The sequence below is a fragment of the Nocardioides albertanoniae genome, assembly GCF_006716315.1.
Taxonomy (GTDB): Bacteria; Actinomycetota; Actinomycetes; order Propionibacteriales; family Nocardioidaceae; genus Nocardioides; species Nocardioides albertanoniae.
The window spans coordinates 3162294-3178829 of sequence record NZ_VFOV01000001.1 but is presented as its reverse complement, the minus strand read 5'-3'; the positions used below and the strand labels follow the sequence as shown (position 1 = coordinate 3178829).

Below are 16536 nucleotides of genomic sequence, written 5' to 3'. Positions count from 1 at the left end.
AGGTCGAGTGGGCATCTCGATGCCCACTCGACCTGCAGACGTGACGCTTCGACCTGCAGACGTGACGCTTCGACCTGCAGACGTGACGCTTCGACCTGCAGACGTGACGCTTCGACGGGCGGTGGTCAGTGGGCGGTGGGCTGGGGCCGGTTGAGGCGCCAGAAGGTGACGGAGAGGAGCACGGCGACGAGGATCGCGTCGATGGTGAGGACGGTCCAGACCAGACCGTCGACGGTGGACTGGACGGCGCCGAGGGCGATGGCGGCGGCGACGGCGATCCAGAGCAGGTATGCCGAGAGGCGGCTGCGGCGGGCGAGCACCGAGTAGACGAGCAGCTGGAGCACGGACAGCACGGTGCCGAGGATCGCGAAGACCCACAGCAGCCCTTCGATCTCCGCGTAGTCGGGGCCGCCGATGAAGACCATCGCCAGCCACGAGAGCAGCCAGGAGCCGGCGATCGCGCAGATTCCGAGCCCGCCGACGAGCGCCAGCGACTTGAGCAGCGCGGAGCGGCGGCTGGCCTCGGCCGACATCGACGGGAACGCGATGATCACCACGAACTGGGGCAGGAACAGCACGGCCTTGGTGAGGATCAGGCCGCCGGCGTACAGGCCCGAAGCATGGTCGGAGAGCACGTTGCGTGCGATCAGGATGTCGACGTTGGAGAGCGCGAAGAAGCCCAGGAGCGCGAACGATCCGTGCAGCATCTCCACGACGACGGGTCTGATCGGCCCCGCCTTCGCAGCAGACGTACGCCGCCGCAGCACCCACCATCCGACGACTGCCGGAGCGAACTGGGCCAGCGCCACCCCGGCCATCGCGGCACCCTCGGTCGGGCGGATCCACATCGCAGCGGTGGCGACCACGACCCTGGGCACGCCGAGGGCCAGGTAGACCAGGGCCAGGCCGAGCCAGCGGCGCTCGCCCTGGAGCACCCCGGCCTGGCCGCCCATGATGGTCAGCGGCACCGCGCACACCGCAACCAGCAGCGCGGGGTAGATCGAGTCGAGCCGCAGCAACCGCCAGACCAGGGGAGAGGCGACGAGCATGACTGCACCGAGGACGATCGCCGCCCGGTAGGTCGCCCGCAGCACCGTCTGCTCGATGGCGCGCTCGTGGCCGGGCGCCTCGGTCACCCGGCGCGAGGCCGTCGCCTGCATGCCGAGCTGGATCACGCCGACGACGAGCAGCAGCGACATCATCGATGCCACCCCGCCGTACTGTCCCGGGCCCAGGATCCGGGCCGCGATGATCTGGAAGCCGTAGGTCGCGACGTTGGTGACCATGATGCACACCGCGAGGAAACCGCTGCTGCGGATGAGTGCGTTCAGCCTGCGCCGGCGGGCGCTGGTCGAGCTGACGGTCATCGTGGGCACTGGGAAAGCCTAGGGTGCGACAGGTCACATGCCGGCACCGGCATCTGTACGGCCCGCGAACTCGATCGCCACAAGTGACCCCTCGGCCTGCACAAGTGACGTTTCGACCGACGTACGTGACCTTTCGGCCTGCAGAGGTGACTTCTCGGCCTGCAGGCCTGACGCCTCGGCGAGGGCTTAGGGTTGCGGCGTGAGAGAGCGGGCGATTCCTACCCTCTGGGCGGGGGTGCTCGCGGTGCTGATGCTGGGGCCGGCGCTGGGGCCCGGGTTCGTGCTCAGCTACGACATGGTGTGGGTGCCCGACCTGGCGCTCAGCACCGACGTGCTCGGGCTCGGCACGGGGCTGCCGCGCGCGGTGCCGTCCGACGCGGTGGTCGCGGTGCTGGACGAGATCGTGCCGGGGATGGTGCTGCAGAAGATCGTCATGATCGGGTCGCTCGTGCTGGCGGGGGCGGGGGCCGCGGAGCTGGTGCGCGAGCGGTCGCTCGTCGCGCGGCTGGCGGTGGTCAGCCTGACCGTATGGAGCCCCTACGTCGCCGAGCGGCTGTGGATGGGCCACTGGCCGATGCTGCTGGCCTACGCCGCGGTGCCCTGGCTGGTGGTCGCCGGGCGCCGCGAGGCGCTGGGGGAGAGGCGAGCATGGTGGCAGCTGCCCGTGCTGCTGGTCGGCAGCCTGAGCGCGAGCGCCGGGATCGTCTCGGGAGCCGTGCTGCTGGCGACCGGACTTCGCCGGCGTCGTCGTGCGGTGGGGCTGCTGGCGATGGTGGTCGCCGTCAACGCGCCGTGGATCGTCACCGGCCTGACCCACGCGAGCGAAGCGGCGTCGGCGACGGGTTTCGACGTGTTCGCGCTGCGCGGCGACGGCCTGCCCGCTCCGCTGGCGGCGCTCACCCTCGGCGGGATCTGGAACACCTCGGTGGTGCCGGCCAGCCGTGAGGGATGGCTCGTCTGGGTGGCGCTGTCGATGCTGATCGTGCTCGTGGCCGCGGGGGCTCGCACGTGGTGGCGCGCCGATGGTCAGCGTGCCGCGATCGTCTCGTTGTGGGCCGCCGGGCTCGCTCTCGCGCTCGCCGGCTGGGCGGCGCCGACAGCGCTCGAGACCCTCTCCCGGGGCATTCCCGGCCTGGCGATGTTCCGCGACAGCAGCCGGCTGCTCCCGTTGTGCCTGCCTCTGCTCATGCTGACCGTCGCCGCGGGCATCGACACGCTGGGCCAGCACCGGGGCAAGCGTCTGCACAACACCGCACCACGCTGGGCCACCGCCGTGATCCTCGCTCTGGCCCCGATCGCAGTGCTGCCTGACGCCGCCTGGGGGCTGGCCGGCGGCATCGGCGCCGCCGACTATCCCAAGCAGTGGCAGCAGATGAGCCAGATGCTCGAGACCCAGCCCGACACCGGCGACGTCGTGGTGCTGCCGTGGTCGGCCTACCGTGCCCCGGCGTGGAACGGTGGCCGTCCGGTGCTCGACCCGATCCCTCGGCTGCTGACCCGTTCGAGCGTCGTCAACGGAGACCTGGTGATCGGCTCGACCACGATCCGTGGTGAGGACCCGCGCGCGGCGACGGCCGCCGAGGCGCTCGACGCGGCCGATCCACGCAGGCGAGCGGTTGCGCTACGACAGCTCGGGATCGCGTACGTCATCACCGACCGCACCGCGGGCCGAGCACCGACGGTCGCCGGTGAGACAGTCTCCGACGACGGCGGTCTGCTGCTGCAGCGGCTGCCCGAGAGGAGCGGCGCGATGACCGGATACTCCATCGGTCCGGTGACGCTGGCGGCCGTGGTCGGTGGCTGGCTCGCCTACCTCGCGATGGTGCTGATCGCCACCTCGTCAACAGTTCTGCTACCGATCAGTAAGGTCCTCCGGAGGGCTGCTAGGGTTCGCGGCTAGGAGAGGGAGGTCACATACCTATGGGCAACATCATTGCCATCGTCGCCAGCATTCTTGTCGGCGGCGGAGTCGCCGCAGCGACCATCGTCGGAGTCGTCACCAGCAGCACGGACAACACCGTCGAGAATCCTCCGAGCGTCTCCGAGTCGACGGTTCAGTACGGCACCAACAACTGAGCTTCGACCGAACAGAACGGAGAGTGGCCCGGCGGTTGTCCGCCGGGCCACTTCTTTGTCGGTGCGCGGATCAGTCCGCGCTGACGATGTGTCCTTGCACGGCCGAGGCGAGCACGGCGTTGAAGTTGAGCTGGCTCTGCTCCCAGGTGTGCTTGCGCGCGTGCCAGCGCGCCCCCTCGGCGAGCTCCTTGCGCCGGATCTCGTCGCCGAGCAGGTGGTCGAGCGAGGCGACGAAACCGGGCTGGTCGTCGACCAGCACCCCCGACTCGCCGTCGTCGATCGACTCGGTCGTGCCGCCGGCGTCGCGGAAGGCGACGGTGGGCGTGCCGTGCTGGGCGGCCTCGGTGACGACCAGACCCCAGCCCTCCTTCAGCGACGGCAGCGCCATCAGCCAGGAGCGCTCGTAGACGGCCTCCTTGGTCTCCTCCGAGACGTGGCCGAGCATCTCGACGAAGTCGTCGGCCCCCGCCCGGGAAATGTACGCCGCCAACTCGTCGGTCCACCAGCCGCCGCCGACGATGCTCAGCCTCAGGTCGGGGTGGGTCGCCCGCAGCGCCACCACGGCGTCGACCGCGAGCTCGACCCGCTTGTGCGGCACCAGCCGGCCGACGACGCACACCGAGGGGTGCTCGGTCTTCGCCGGCTGGTCGCTGAGCGCCGGCGCGGCTCCGTTATGCACGACCGCGACGCGAGCCGGGTCGACGCCGAGGGTCGCCAGCTCGGCGCGCGTGGCGCGCGAGACCGCGACGTACTGGTTGTGTCGGTAGAGCCGCGGCGCGAGCCGTGACTCGACCCACCAGCCGATCCGGCCCGAGAGGCCGGGGTAGACGACCGGCCACTGCTCACGGTGCACGTGGTGGACGAGCACCGTGACCGGCGCCCGGGTGCCCAGCGGGGTGAAGAACGGGAGCCCGTTCTGCACGTCGATGACGGCGTCGACGCGGCCGATCGGGCCCAACCGTCCGAGCGCCAGCAGCAGCACGCCCCACAGGTAGATGCTGAGCTTGCCGCCGCGTCGCACGTAGCGGATGCCGTCGCACTCCTCGCGCGCGGGTGCGCCGGGGTAGGCGGCGGTGAACACGGTCACCTTCGCGCCGGCGTCGACCAGCCCTGCGGTGATGTGGCGCAGGTAGAGCTCGGCTCCGCCGGCCTCGGGGTTGTCAGAATCGCGCCAGCTGAAGACCGCCACATGGCTGCCCTCCAGCTGCGCTCCGTTGATGGCGCGCAATACTCAGTGCTCCCCTGAACTCGCAGTTTCCCCGCTGCTGAGCGCTCCCTCCCCAGGGGTCACGCAGTTACTGGAGAGTAGGACAATTCGTGATCAAATGCACACCCGCTGGGGTAATCAGTTAGGGTTCCCGCCGTGCTGAACCTCCTCGACTCCCAGCGCGATGCCCAGGTCGGCGGCGGCTGGAGCGCGACGCTGCGGCGCTCCGTACGCCTCTTCAACGACTTCCGGGTCGAGCAGACCGACCCCGCTCGTTTCTACACCGCGCTGGCGGCCGACTCGGTCGGCCAGCTGGCCCATTACACCGACGGGGAGACCCTCGACGGCACCGTGCTGCTCGACGTCGGTGGCGGCCCGGGCTACTTCCGCGACGCGTTCATGAGTGCCGGCGCGACCTACCTCGCGCTCGACGCCGACGCGGGCGAGATGCAGGGCGCCGGGATCGTGGCCGAGGGCAGCATGCTCGGCGACGGCATGCGGCTGCCGGTGCGCACCGGCTCGGTCGACGCCTGCTACTCCTCCAACGTGCTCGAGCACGTGCCCTCGCCGATGGCGATGGCCGACGAGATGCTCCGCGTCACCAAGCCCGGCGGCGTCGTCTTCCTCTCCTACACCCTGTGGTGGGGCCCGTGGGGCGGTCACGAGACCAGCCCGTGGCACCTGCTCGGGGGCCGCTTCGCGCGCCGCCGCTATGCCCGCAAGCACGGCCACGAGCCCAAGAACAAGTTCGGTGAGTCGATGTACGCCGCGACCGCCTCCGCCGGGCTGCGCTGGGCGCGCGCCCAGCGCAGGGCGGGCAACGCCGAGATCCTGGCCGCGGTCCCGCGCTACCACCCTGCGTGGGCGGCGTGGCTGATGCGGGTCCCGGTGGTGAGGGAGGTGCTCTCGTGGAACCTCCTGCTCGTCATGCGCAAGACCTGAGGCCGGACCCGCCCGACCCGACCTCCCGGCTGCGGATCACGGCGTACGTCGCGATCCTGACCGCGATCACCTTCACCCAGGCCCCCGGGCGGATCGTCGCCGACACCAAGTTCGACCTGAGCGCCGACCCGTGGGCCTTCCTGACGCGTGCGCTGAGCATGTGGGACGCCCAGGGCGCCTTCGGCCAGGTGCAGAACCAGGCGATCGGCTACGTGTGGCCGATGGGGCCCTTCTACGGTCTGGGCCAGCTGGCCCAGCTGCCGGAGTGGGTGATCCAGCGGCTGTGGTGGGCGCTGTTGCTCAACCTCGCCTTCTTCGGCGTGCTCACCCTCGCCCGCGAGCTGCGCCTGGGTCGGCCCTGGGCACAGGTGGCGGGGGCTGCGGCGTACGTGCTGACGCCGCGGGTGATGACGATCCTGGGCGCCAACTCGGTCGAGCTGTGGCCGACCGCGGTCGCGCCGTGGGTGCTGCTCGCGGTCATCCGCGCCAGCGGCACGACCACCACGAAGGATCTGCTGCGCTGGTGTGCGATCGCGGCGCTCGCGGTCGCGTGCGCCGGCGGTGTCAACGCCACCGCGGTCTCCGCGGTGCTGGTGCCGGGCATCGTCTTCCTGCTGACCAGGACCGGGTGGCGTCGCTTCGCCGTGCTCGGTCTGTGGGGCGCGCTGACCGTCGTTGCCACGCTGTGGTGGACGATCCCGCTGGTTCTGCAGGGCCGCTACATCCCGCCCTTCCTCGACTACATCGAGACCGCCGCGGTGACCGCGTCGACCACCGGCCTGCTCCCGACTCTGCTCGGCACCTCCGACTGGGTCGCCTACGCCGATCCCGTCTACTACCCGGCCGGGCAGAGCCTGCACACGACTCCCTACCTGATCCTCGACGCCGCCGCTGTCGTCGCCATCGGCCTGGCCGGGCTGGCGGGCCTGGGGCGCACTCGCCGGCACCCGGAGAGCCGGTTCCTGATCGGCTGCGTCCTGGCCGGCGCCGTCCTGGTCGGCATCGGCTACACCGGCGCGCTGGCCGGCTGGGGAGCCGAGGCCCGGCAGGACCTGGTCGACGGCGCTCTGGCCGCGGTGCGCAACAGCCACAAGTACGACGCCGTGCTCCGCCTCGGGCTCGCCGCCGGTGTCGTGCTCACCGTCGAGACCATCCTCTTCCGCTCCGGCCTCGCGCGCGCCGACGCCACGAGCGCCACGGAGGCCGCCCCCGGCACCAAGGCCGCCGAGTGGCTGCGCAAGGTGTTCGTCGTCGCCGTGGTCGCCTCGCTGGCTGGCCTCGCGGTGCCGTGGGTGCGTGGCCAGGTGCCGCCGCCCGGCTCGATCGAGAACGTCCCGGGCTTCTGGACCGACGCGGCCGACTATCTCTCCGAGACCGACGACGGCGGCGTCACCCTCGTCGTGCCGGCGGCACGTTTCGGCGACTACCTGTGGGGGAGCACCCACGACGAGGTGCTGCAGCCCTACGCCCGGTCGCGGTGGGCCGTACGCGGCGTCGTGCCGCTCGCCGAGCCCGGCAACGTCGTCTGGCTCGACCGGGTCACCGAGGAGCTCGAGCGCGGCACCCCCAGCGCGAAGCTCGCGCCGATGCTGGCCAAGGCAGGCGTCACCCGGCTGCTGGTGCGCAACGACCTCCACTGGGGCACGACCGGCGCCCCGCCGCCGTCGCTGGTCCACGCCACCCTCGACCGGTCAGCGGGCCTGACCCGGACGAAGACCTTCGGGTCGGAGTTCGGCAACACCACCTACCACCGGGAGAACGGCACCCGCGTGCTCGTCGACGGTGGTCTCGCCGGCGAGTACGCCCCGATCGAGATCTACGACGTCGAGGACGCGCGCCCGGGGGCGAGTCTCATCCCGGCCCGCACGACCGTGATGGGAGACCCGGGCGAGCCGGCCAGCGGCGCCTCGGCGGTGCTGACCGCCGACGACACCCGGTCGGCCGGCTCCGCGCCCGAGGAGAAGGCCGATGTCATCCTCACCGACGGCCAGCGGCGGCGTACGACGATCTTCTCCGGGGTGCGCGCCAACAGCTCCTCGACCCGCACCGCCGAGGAGGGTGTCGACTCCGACAAGCCCGAGAGCTTCCACCGATACCTGGAGGATCAGGAGCGCTGGCAGAGCACCATGGTCTGGCGCGGCGTCGAGGCGGTGGAGGCGTCCAGCTCGGCGGCGACCGCATCGGAGGTGCCCGTCGATCGGGGCGAGGCACCGTCGGCGGCCTTCGACGGCGCCCCGAGCACCTCGTGGCGCACGGAGACCGGATGGGGCCACGCCCCGGAGGGCGCCTGGCTGCGCGTGCGGTTCGAGCACGAGACCGACCTCGGCAAGGTCACCGTCTCGATACCGAAGAACGTGGTCGGCGTCGAGCGTCTCGAGCTGGTCGCAGGCGCCCAGATGCGCAAGGTCTACGCGCCGCAGCCCGGTGAGGAGGCGACGTACGACCTGACGGGGTTCAGTGCGCGAAACCTGACCGTGACGGCCCGAGGCGCCACCGCTCACGGCCCGTGGGGGATCAGCGAGCTCGACATCGAGGGCGTCGACCCGCAGCGGCTGGTCGCGCTGCCCGAGCCGCCCGCGGACGCCGCCATCCGCAAGATCCGGCTCAGCCGCGACGCCGACCGCAACGGCTGCATCGAGGCAGCGAGCGCGCAGGGCGCGGACCAGCGCGGGGTGCTCTACTGCGAGCCGTTCCTGGCGAGCGCCGGCGACGACGGCGACGACCTCGACCGGCTGGTCACCCTCACCGGAGCAGAGGCGTTCGGCGTCGCCGGCACCGCGTCGCTGCGCCGCGACGACGCCTACGCGGCGGCGGCCGGCGCCCTCGCCGGCGTCGACATCGACGCCCCGAGCAGCGGAGACATCGCCCAGTCGGCGCTCGCGATGGCCGACGGTGACGACGGTACGTCGTGGCGGGCTCCGTCGACCGGAGAGGCAGCCGTGACCCTCCAGCTGCCCGAGCGACGACGGCTCCGGTCGCTGCAGCTCGAGGTCGGTGAGGCGGCCCCGGTCAGCATCCCGACCGAGGTCGAGATCACCGACCTGCGCCGGCCCAAGCGCACGATCACCCGCGAGGTCGACACCGACGGCGAGGTCGAGCTGCCTGACGGCTGGCGCACCGACCGGCTCCGGATCCGCATCACCGACGCCGATGCGGCCTACGACCAGCCCTCGAGCAAGGCCGACGCCACCGAGGTGCCTGTCGGCATCTCCGAGCTGCGGGTCGACGGCGAGCCGCTCGGCGACGGCAGGCTGCGCGCGTCGTGCGCCGACGGACCCAGGATCCAGGTGGGCGACCGCACGGTGCGCACCTCGCTCCGCGCCTCGCTCTCCGACCTGCTGCGTGGGGCCGCGGTGCCGCTCCAGATCTGCGGCTCCGATCCGGTCGAGCTCACGGCGGGGGAGAACACTTTGGTGGCCGACCCGGGCACCGACGACGCCCTCCGTGTCGACAGCCTCGAGCTCAGCGCCCAGACGATCGCCCCCGCGGAGCCGCCGGAGGCGGTCGAGGTCGAGCGCGACGAGCGTGACGCCGCGGTCTCGGCGAACGTGTCGGCGACGACCTACGACCGGGTGCTCGTGCTCCCGCAGAACATCAACCCCGGCGCCACCGCGACCCTCGACGGCACCCCGCTGCAGCCCCAGCGCGTCGACGGCTGGCAGCAGGGGTGGGTCGTGCCCGCCGGAGACGGGGGAGAGGTGCGCCTCGGGTTCGAGCCCGAGCACACCTACCGGCTCGGACTGCTCGCCGGTGCGGGCGGGGCGGTGCTCGTGCTGGCCCTCGCGCTGGTGACGACCTGGCGACGGCGAAGCACGGCGCCCAGGCTCGAGCTCTTCCCCGAGGCGGCGCCGTGGCGTTGGTACGACGCCGGGGTGCTCGCGGTCGTGGCCGGGCTGCTGGCCGGCTGGTGGGGCGCCCTCGCCGCCGTGGTGGCCTGGGGGCTGTCGCGTCTGACGGGCGGTGGCCCGGGCATCACCCGTCTGCTGGCCGCCGGGTCGGGCGCCGCCCTGCTCGCCGGGGCACTGGCCGTCGAGATCCTCCCGGCGGTGTGGGACCTGCCGTGGCACGCGCCGTCGTGGACGGCTCAGGCGCTCTCGCTGGCCGCGGTGGTGCTCGCCGCAGCTGCGGCCTCCGCCGGACCGCGCGAGCGAGCCGAGGAGACCGGATCGTCCCTGCGCCGGCCGCGGAACGGGCGCCAGCTGCGCAGGCGCATCACGCGGCGTTCGAAGAAGATGTAGGAGAGTGCCGCGAGCGGCACGGTGACGACCACGGTCATCCCCAGGACGGTCCAGAAGCGGTCGGCGAAGACCTCGTAGCCGAGCAGGTCCATGCCCAGCAGGAGCACGATCATGTGGATCGAGAAGATGCCGTAGGAGATCTCGCCGAGCGCGCTCGGCACCGGGCCGGCCAGCCGCCGGCGCACCGGCCCCTCGAGCTCGGGGCCGAAGACCAGCGGCACGATGACGCAGACCGCGACAGCGCCGTAGAGCACGCACCGCAGCGCCGCCTCGGCCGGCGTCGGGGCCTCGGTGAGCCCCGTCGGGCCCGTGATGGGCGTGCAGGCGGCGACGAAGAGCCCCAGCGCCAGCAGCCACCAGCCGGTCAGGTCGCGGGCGACCGCGTCGAGCCGCTCGCGCATGCCCGGATCGACCGAGCACGCCGCGAGCGCGGTGCCGGCCAGGAACCACGGCAGATACGCCGGCAGCCACTCCGCGGCGAGGGGCTGCTCGAACCAGGTGCGGGCGCCGGCGGCGAAGACCACCCCGGCGACCGAGAGCAGCAGGCAGCCGATGAGCACGCGGCGTACGTCGAGACGCGAGCGCGGCGTGAGCAGCCGCACCACCAGGGGCAGCACCAGGTAGAAGGCGACCTCGGTCGACAGGCTCCACATGTGGGCCAGGCCGTAGGCGTGGGAGTCCTCGGTGTAGATCTGGGTCAGGGTCAGGTTGGCGATCCAGCCGCCGGTGTCCACGTCCGAGTTCGCCGGCGCGAGGAGGAGGCAGACGACCACGACGACCCAGTAGAGCGGCAGGATCCGCAGGGCCCGCTTCCACAGGTAGCGGCCGGTGCTCGGGGGCGGCGCGCCCGCCGCGCTCGCCGCGAACCACGGCCGGGCGAGCAGGAACCCGGAGACCACGAAGAACAGCGCCACCCCGAGGTCGAGGTGGGCGAGCATCGCGCCGGTCCACCCGCGCGGGTAGCGGCCGGTCTGGAAGCCGACGTGGGTCAGCAGCACCATCAGCGCCCCGACCGCGCGCAACGCGTCGAGGGTGAGGAAGCGACGGTCGGCGGCGACTGCCGCCTGGTGCCGGCCGGCGCTCACCCCGTGCCTCCGGACGTCGAGATCGGGTCGCCGAAGGGCGCCGCCTTGCCGACCTCGACGCCGCCGACGCAGGGTCGTGATCCAGGGGTCAGGCTCTGGAAGCCGACGGTGTCGAAGCGGCCCTCGCCGGTGCGTACGTAGAGGCTGCGGAACCCGGGCTCGACGTCGACGTCGTAGGAGTGGTCACCGGCGGTGACCCGCATCCGGCCGGCGTCGCCGGCCACGTAGGCGACCCGGATCCACCAGCCGGCGCCGTCGACACCGCCGTCGAGGCTCACCGAGAGCGGGGTCTGGCGCACGCGCAGCGCGCACTGGTCGAGGTTGGGCGTGGGATCGACGGCGCCCACCGAGCGGCGATCGGGGTCGACTGCTGCCGGGCGGATGTGCCCCTCGTCGTCGACCATGTAGAGATGATCGGTGCTGACCTGCGGAAATGTCATTTTCTCGGAGAGCGGCCGCAGCACCCGGCTGACCTGGTTGTAGGGGTGCGAGGCGCCCCAGATCATCCATGAGGGCACCGGACCGTCGGCCATCGGGAGCGGTTCGTCGACGCCGGCAAGGTCACCTCGCACGGTGTCGACGTAGCGCCTGGTGTTGTCGTCGTCGTGCCAGCCCTCGGCGTAGGAGTAGGACGAGAAGAGCCCCAGCCCCGCAACGACAGCGGTCGCGATCGCGACCTTGCGCGGGGCATCGAGGAACGGTGACGTACGCGTCGGCGCCAGCGTCTCCACAGCGCCGCGAAGGGACAGCGTGGCCAGCGCGAGCGCCATCGCCGTGACCGCGATCGTGTCGGTCAGATAGCGGAAGGAGAGGGCGATGTCGGGGCCGACGCCACCGGCACGGATGCCGGCGATCAGCCCGATGTCGATGACGAGGATGCCGCCGACCAGCCACCAGGCGCGCAGCGCCCGCGAGCGGGTGCGACCGACCTCGTAGGTCAGCAGCGCCAGCACGGCGACGGCGAGCACGGAGACCACCGCGCCCGGCTCTGCCCAGCCCGAGGAGTTGCCCTCGAGCCACGTCCAGCGCAGCGGGCCGCCGACCGCTCCCGGGGCCCAGGAGTCGAACAGGAACCGCTGGGTGACCTGCGCGAAGCCGTCGGCGCCTGAGCTGCCCGAGGCCTTCGAGGAGCCGGCGCCCAGGACGAGGTACGCCGCCGCCGACCCGATCGAGACGACGCCGTAGAGCAGCACGCCCGGCAGGTAGCGCACCACGATCGTGCGCATCCGGGTCAGGATGTCGCCGGTCGCGAACCAGCCGAGCGCCAGCACGGCGTAGGGCCAGAACAGCAGCATCGCCTTCTCGCCGAACGCGATGGCGCTCAGGGTGATCAGCATCGTCAGCAGGGCCCAGCCGAACCGTCGCGTACGCAGGTAGTTGAGGTGGGCCCATCCGCCCCAGAAGATCGCGGCGAGGAACGGCAGCTGAGTGATCCCGGGACCCCAGGACAGGAACGCCGGGAGGCTGATCGAGCTGAACAGGAACAGAGCCAGCGGTGGCAGGATGCCCGGCCGCCGCCCGAAGGCCGAGCAGAGGAAGACCAGCGCACCCAGGTCGGCCAGCGCCTGCAGCACCATCAGCTCGATGGCCGGGTAGGCCCACTGGTAGGGGTCGAGGCCGAAGTTGTAGGCCGTCAGCGCGAACGCGCCCGGCATCAGGTGCCCTGCGAAGCCGTGGAAGATCAGGTCGGCCGAGAGCCCGTCGGACATCAGCTTGGACATGAAGTTGGCGTCGTCGAAGCGATACCACGCTCCGCTCACCGCCCAGGCGCGGAAAGCGAGCTGGGCCACGATCATGGCGAGCGCGGCTGCGACCACCTTGCCAGGCGTCGCCGACATGCCGCCGGCAACGGTGGCGGCCTCACGGGGCGGGGAGTGGGGGAGTGACACGAGGACGAAGTGTCGCACAGCGGTTTGTGACCCGTTGCACACCTCTCCCGGTATTGCTGCTACGGTCTGGCGGATCACAGGGGGGACCTTGAGCCTTGGGAGGGGCAACACATGCGAAAAGTAATTGGCTATGTCTTCTTGCTGCTCGGCGCTTTCGCGCTGGTAGCCGCCGCGGTAGCCGGGTTCTGGGCCAAGGACGCGGTGGCGAAGACTCCGCTCGACGTCGACTCGCACACGGTGCTCGAGGGCACCGCCAGCGGCGCACTGGCCAAGTCGGAGACCCCTGTCACGGTGGGCTACGTCAACAACACCAAGGCCGACCCGAAGGCCTCGGACGACGACACGGTCGTGATGATCGAGCAGGCCTGCATCGTGGTCCAGAAGGACAACCCGCCCGAGTGCCCTGACCCGAAGAAGGACGACCGCGCGGTCAACATCTCCGAGACCGCCTTCGCCCTCGACCGCAAGAACGCCGAGCCCGTCAAGGACCAGGCCGCCTACGTCGGCGAGGACCGTGCCATCGACGGCATCAGCGGCTTCGTCTCGAAGTTCCCCTTCGGCACCGACCGTCACGACTACGAGTACTGGGACGACACCCTCGGCAAGTCGGTGATCGCGACCTACGTCGACGACGTCGAGGTCCGTGGCGTGAAGACCTATAAGTTCGAGGTCTCGATCCCCGCCACCGAGGCGGCGCTGTCCAAGGGCGAGACCGACAGCCCCGACGACGACACCATGGGCACCTACGAGGCGACCCAGACGATCTTCGTCGAGCCGACCACCGGTCAGTACATCGACCAGAGCGGCACCCAGAAGATGGTCGCCGGCGAGACGACCCTGCTCGACATCGAGGTCAGCTACACCGACGAGACCGTCGCCAAGAACGCCGAGGACGCCAAGGCCAACGTCAAGAAGCTGACCCTGATCGGCTCCTGGCTGCCGGTCGGCGGCCTCGTGGCCGGCCTCGTGCTCCTGCTGGTCGGTCTGTGGCTGGTGCTGAGCGGTCGCAAGCGCAACGGCGGGTCGCACACCGCGGCCGACGACCGCACCCTGGTCGACGCCTGAGGCTGGGCCTTCCTGGCTTCTAGGCCAGGTTCGCGCCGAAGATCGCGGTCCCGGGGGTCAACAGCCCTCGGGTCCGCGACCACCCGCCCCAGATCCGCTCGTGACCCTCGGGCCACTCGGGCTCGACCAGGTCGGTGATCCGGAACCCGGCTCGGGCCAGGATCGTGACCCAGTCTCCGAGGGTGCGGTGGTGCTCGACGTAGGAGACCTCGCCGGTCTCGTCGTCGACCTCGACGTAGGGGGTGCGGTCCCAGTAGGACTGGGCGGCGATCAGCCCCTCGGCGCCAGGGTCGTCGGGGAACATCCACCGGGTCGGGTGGGTGATCGAGAAGGCGAAGCGCCCGCCGGGACGAAGCACCCGGACGGTCTCGGCGACTGCGTGTTCGATGTCGCTGACGAACTGAAGCGCCCCGAAGGAACAGAAAACCACGTCGAAGGAGTCGTCGGCGAAGGGTAGATCGGTCGCGGTGGCCTGCACGGCCGGCACGACCACGCCGGTCTGCTCGTCGAGACGACGCGAGTGCTGGAGCTGGCGACCGGAGAGGTCGAGGCCGTAGGCGCGTCCGCCCTGAGTGTTGACCCAGCGTGAGCACTGGCAGGCTCCCGAGCCGAGCTCGAGCACGTCCTTGCCGGTGACGTCCCCGAGGACGCCGAGGTCGGCCTCGGTCAGACCCTCCGGGCCCCAGACGAACCCGGCCTCGCCGAGGAACGGTCCGTGGGTGGCCTGGTACTCGTCGGCGTACCTGTCCCAGTCGGGGCCGTTGGCGCGGCGTGACTCGGCCTCGCTGACCGTACGCCGCTCGGCTCTGACGATCGGGCCGTTGCTGGATCCGGCGTCGGAGCTGAGGTCGGAGCCGGTCGGGCCGAAGGGATCGATGGGCGCCTCCGGTCGGGCGACCGGGGTGATGGCTTGGTCCACCTCTACAGGGTATGCCCCGGGGGTCCGAGCGCGGAATGGGGCGAGGTCGCGGCAGTTGGACGGGGCCACTGCGCGGAGCGTAGGCTAAGAAACTGCGTCTGAAGTCTGCCCAGGTCCCGGACCGAGCGGCCCTTGGCTTGTCACCTCAGTCGCTGGTTCACGCCGGGCGATGATGCCTGTCCCGTGGGCCGGCAGAGGTGGCCGACCGGGCATCGGACGAGCACGAAACCGACGATATCTGTCCACCCAAGGAAACCACCTCCCTTATGACGAGCACGCTCAACATTCCTCTCCCTGACTACGACGCGCCTCAGGTCGCGATCAACGACATCGGGTCGGAAGAGGACTTCCTCGCCGCGATCGACGAGACCATCAAGTACTTCAACGACGGCGACATCGTGGACGGTGTCATCGTCAAGGTCGACCGGGACGAGGTCCTGCTCGACATCGGTTACAAGACCGAAGGTGTCATCCCCTCGCGCGAGCTCTCGATCAAGCACGACGTCGACCCGTCCGAGGTCGTCGAGGTCGGCGACAAGGTCGAGGCCCTCGTCCTCCAGAAGGAGGACAAGGAAGGCCGCCTGATCCTGTCCAAGAAGCGCGCGCAGTACGAGCGCGCCTGGGGCACGATCGAGCAGGTCAAGGAGGAGGACGGCGTCGTCGAGGGCGCGGTCATCGAGGTCGTCAAGGGCGGTCTCATCCTCGACATCGGTCTTCGCGGCTTCCTCCCGGCTTCGCTGGTGGAGATGCGTCGCGTCCGCGACCTGCAGCCCTACGTCGGTCAGACCCTCGAGGCCAAGATCATCGAGCTCGACAAGAACCGCAACAACGTGGTCCTCTCGCGCCGTGCCTGGCTCGAGCAGACCCAGTCCGAGGTTCGCCACGGCTTCCTGACCCAGCTCCAGAAGGGTCAGATCCGCAAGGGTGTCGTCTCCTCGATCGTCAACTTCGGTGCGTTCGTCGACCTCGGCGGCGTCGACGGTCTCGTCCACGTCTCCGAGCTGTCCTGGAAGCACATCGACCACCCGTCCGAGGTCGTCACCGTCGGCGACGAGGTCACCGTCGAGGTGCTCGACGTCGACATGGACCGCGAGCGTGTCTCCCTGTCGCTGAAGGCGACCCAGGAAGACCCGTGGCAGCACTTCGCCCGCACCCACCAGATCGGTCAGATCGTCCCGGGTAAGGTCACCAAGCTGGTGCCGTTCGGTTCGTTCGTCCGCGTCGAGGAGGGCATCGAGGGTCTGGTGCACATCTCCGAGCTGGCCGAGCGCCACGTGGAGATCCCCGAGCAGGTCGTCCAGGTCAACGACGACGTCATGGTCAAGATCATCGACATCGACCTCGAGCGTCGCCGCATCTCGCTCTCGCTCAAGCAGGCCAACGAGACGGTCACCTCGACCGACGTCGAGGAGTTCGACCCGACCCTCTACGGCATGCCGGCCAGCTACGACGAGCAGGGCAACTACCTCTACCCCGAGGGCTTCGACCCGGAGACGGGCGAGTGGCTCGAGGGCTACGACGAGCAGCGTGTGAAGTGGGAGGAGCAGTACGCTCAGGCCCACGCTCGCTGGGAGGCCCACATCAAGCAGCAGCAGGAGGCCGCCGAGAAGGCTGCCGAGGCCGGCGAGGCCACCTCCTACTCCTCGGGCGGCTCGGACACCGAGACCGTCACCGAGGACGAGGGCGGCTCGCTCGCCTCCGACGAGGCGCTCCAGGCGCTCCGCCAGAAGCTGACCGGCGGTCAGTGA

10 protein-coding genes and 1 pseudogene are annotated in these 16536 nt (G+C 70.9%); 6 read left to right on the top strand and 5 right to left on the bottom strand.

Features of this window, described 5'->3' with window-relative positions; all coding sequences use genetic code 11:
- Positions 1-125: 125 nt before the first annotated feature.
- Positions 126-1367: a lipopolysaccharide biosynthesis protein gene (locus FB381_RS15270; protein WP_141782805.1), complete on the bottom strand. Its 1242-nt coding sequence runs from the start codon at positions 1365-1367 to the stop codon at positions 126-128.
- 199 nt (positions 1368-1566) lie between these two features.
- On the opposite strand from FB381_RS15270, the gene FB381_RS23950 reads away from it, so the two are divergent.
- Together FB381_RS23950 and FB381_RS23945 are read left to right on the top strand one after the other, a co-directional pair.
- On the top strand, positions 1567-3267 hold the full coding sequence (locus tag FB381_RS23950; protein ID WP_170225177.1) for an MmpA family trehalose lipid delivery protein: 1701 nt from the start codon (positions 1567-1569) through the stop codon (positions 3265-3267).
- Positions 3268-3287: 20 nt separating this feature from the next.
- On the top strand, positions 3288-3443 hold the full coding sequence (locus FB381_RS23945) for a hypothetical protein (protein ID WP_170225176.1): 156 nt from the start codon (positions 3288-3290) through the stop codon (positions 3441-3443).
- A 70-nt stretch (positions 3444-3513) separates the two neighbouring features.
- Here FB381_RS23945 and FB381_RS15260 read toward each other — a convergent pair whose 3' ends face one another.
- Entirely contained in the window at positions 3514-4671 is a 1158-nt protein-coding gene (locus tag FB381_RS15260; RefSeq protein WP_246088132.1) for a glycosyltransferase family 4 protein, read from the bottom strand.
- A 135-nt stretch (positions 4672-4806) separates the two neighbouring features.
- Between FB381_RS15260 and FB381_RS15255 the strand changes: the two genes are divergently transcribed.
- Complete coding sequence (locus FB381_RS15255) at positions 4807-5592, top strand: class I SAM-dependent methyltransferase (RefSeq protein WP_246088131.1); 786 nt, start codon at positions 4807-4809, stop codon at positions 5590-5592.
- Positions 5511-8810, top strand: a pseudogene (locus tag FB381_RS24605) (alpha-(1->3)-arabinofuranosyltransferase domain-containing protein); the annotation flags it as partial. The gene FB381_RS15255 and the pseudogene FB381_RS24605, both read left to right, overlap by 82 nt.
- An 866-nt stretch (positions 8811-9676) precedes the next feature.
- Here the strand turns inward: FB381_RS24605 and FB381_RS24295 are convergent.
- Together FB381_RS24295 and FB381_RS15240 are read right to left on the bottom strand one after the other, a co-directional pair.
- Positions 9677-10915, bottom strand: a complete 1239-nt coding sequence (locus FB381_RS24295; protein WP_141781070.1) for an acyltransferase family protein — start codon at positions 10913-10915, stop codon at positions 9677-9679.
- Complete coding sequence (locus FB381_RS15240; protein ID WP_141781069.1) at positions 10912-12804, bottom strand: hypothetical protein; 1893 nt, start codon at positions 12802-12804, stop codon at positions 10912-10914. Before FB381_RS15240 ends, FB381_RS24295 begins: the two co-directional genes overlap by 4 nt.
- A gap of 111 nt (positions 12805-12915) precedes the next feature.
- On the opposite strand from FB381_RS15240, the gene pgfA reads away from it, so the two are divergent.
- The gene (gene pgfA, locus FB381_RS15235; protein WP_141781068.1) at positions 12916-13869 is read left to right on the top strand and encodes a cell envelope lipid trafficking protein PgfA; all 954 of its coding nucleotides are present in this window, start codon (positions 12916-12918) and stop codon (positions 13867-13869) included.
- 19 nt (positions 13870-13888) lie between these two features.
- Here pgfA and FB381_RS15230 read toward each other — a convergent pair whose 3' ends face one another.
- On the bottom strand, positions 13889-14788 hold the full coding sequence (locus FB381_RS15230; RefSeq protein WP_141781067.1) for a class I SAM-dependent methyltransferase: 900 nt from the start codon (positions 14786-14788) through the stop codon (positions 13889-13891).
- Between the two features lie 266 nt (positions 14789-15054).
- Between FB381_RS15230 and rpsA the strand changes: the two genes are divergently transcribed.
- Positions 15055-16536 (top strand): 30S ribosomal protein S1, encoded by a 1482-nt coding sequence (gene rpsA / locus FB381_RS15225; protein ID WP_141781066.1) that lies wholly within the window; start codon positions 15055-15057, stop codon positions 16534-16536.

Bases quoted from the DNA above. Each gene is read 5' to 3' on its own strand.
- FB381_RS15270 (WP_141782805.1), bottom strand. From the start codon at position 1,367: ATGACCGTCAGCTCGACCAGCGCCCGCCGGCGCAGGCTGAACGCACTC.
- FB381_RS23945 (WP_170225176.1), top strand. From the start codon at position 3,288: ATGGGCAACATCATTGCCATCGTCGCCAGCATTCTTGTCGGCGGCGGA.
- pgfA (WP_141781068.1), top strand. From the start codon at position 12,916: ATGCGAAAAGTAATTGGCTATGTCTTCTTGCTGCTCGGCGCTTTCGCG.
- rpsA (WP_141781066.1), top strand. From the start codon at position 15,055: ATGACGAGCACGCTCAACATTCCTCTCCCTGACTACGACGCGCCTCAG.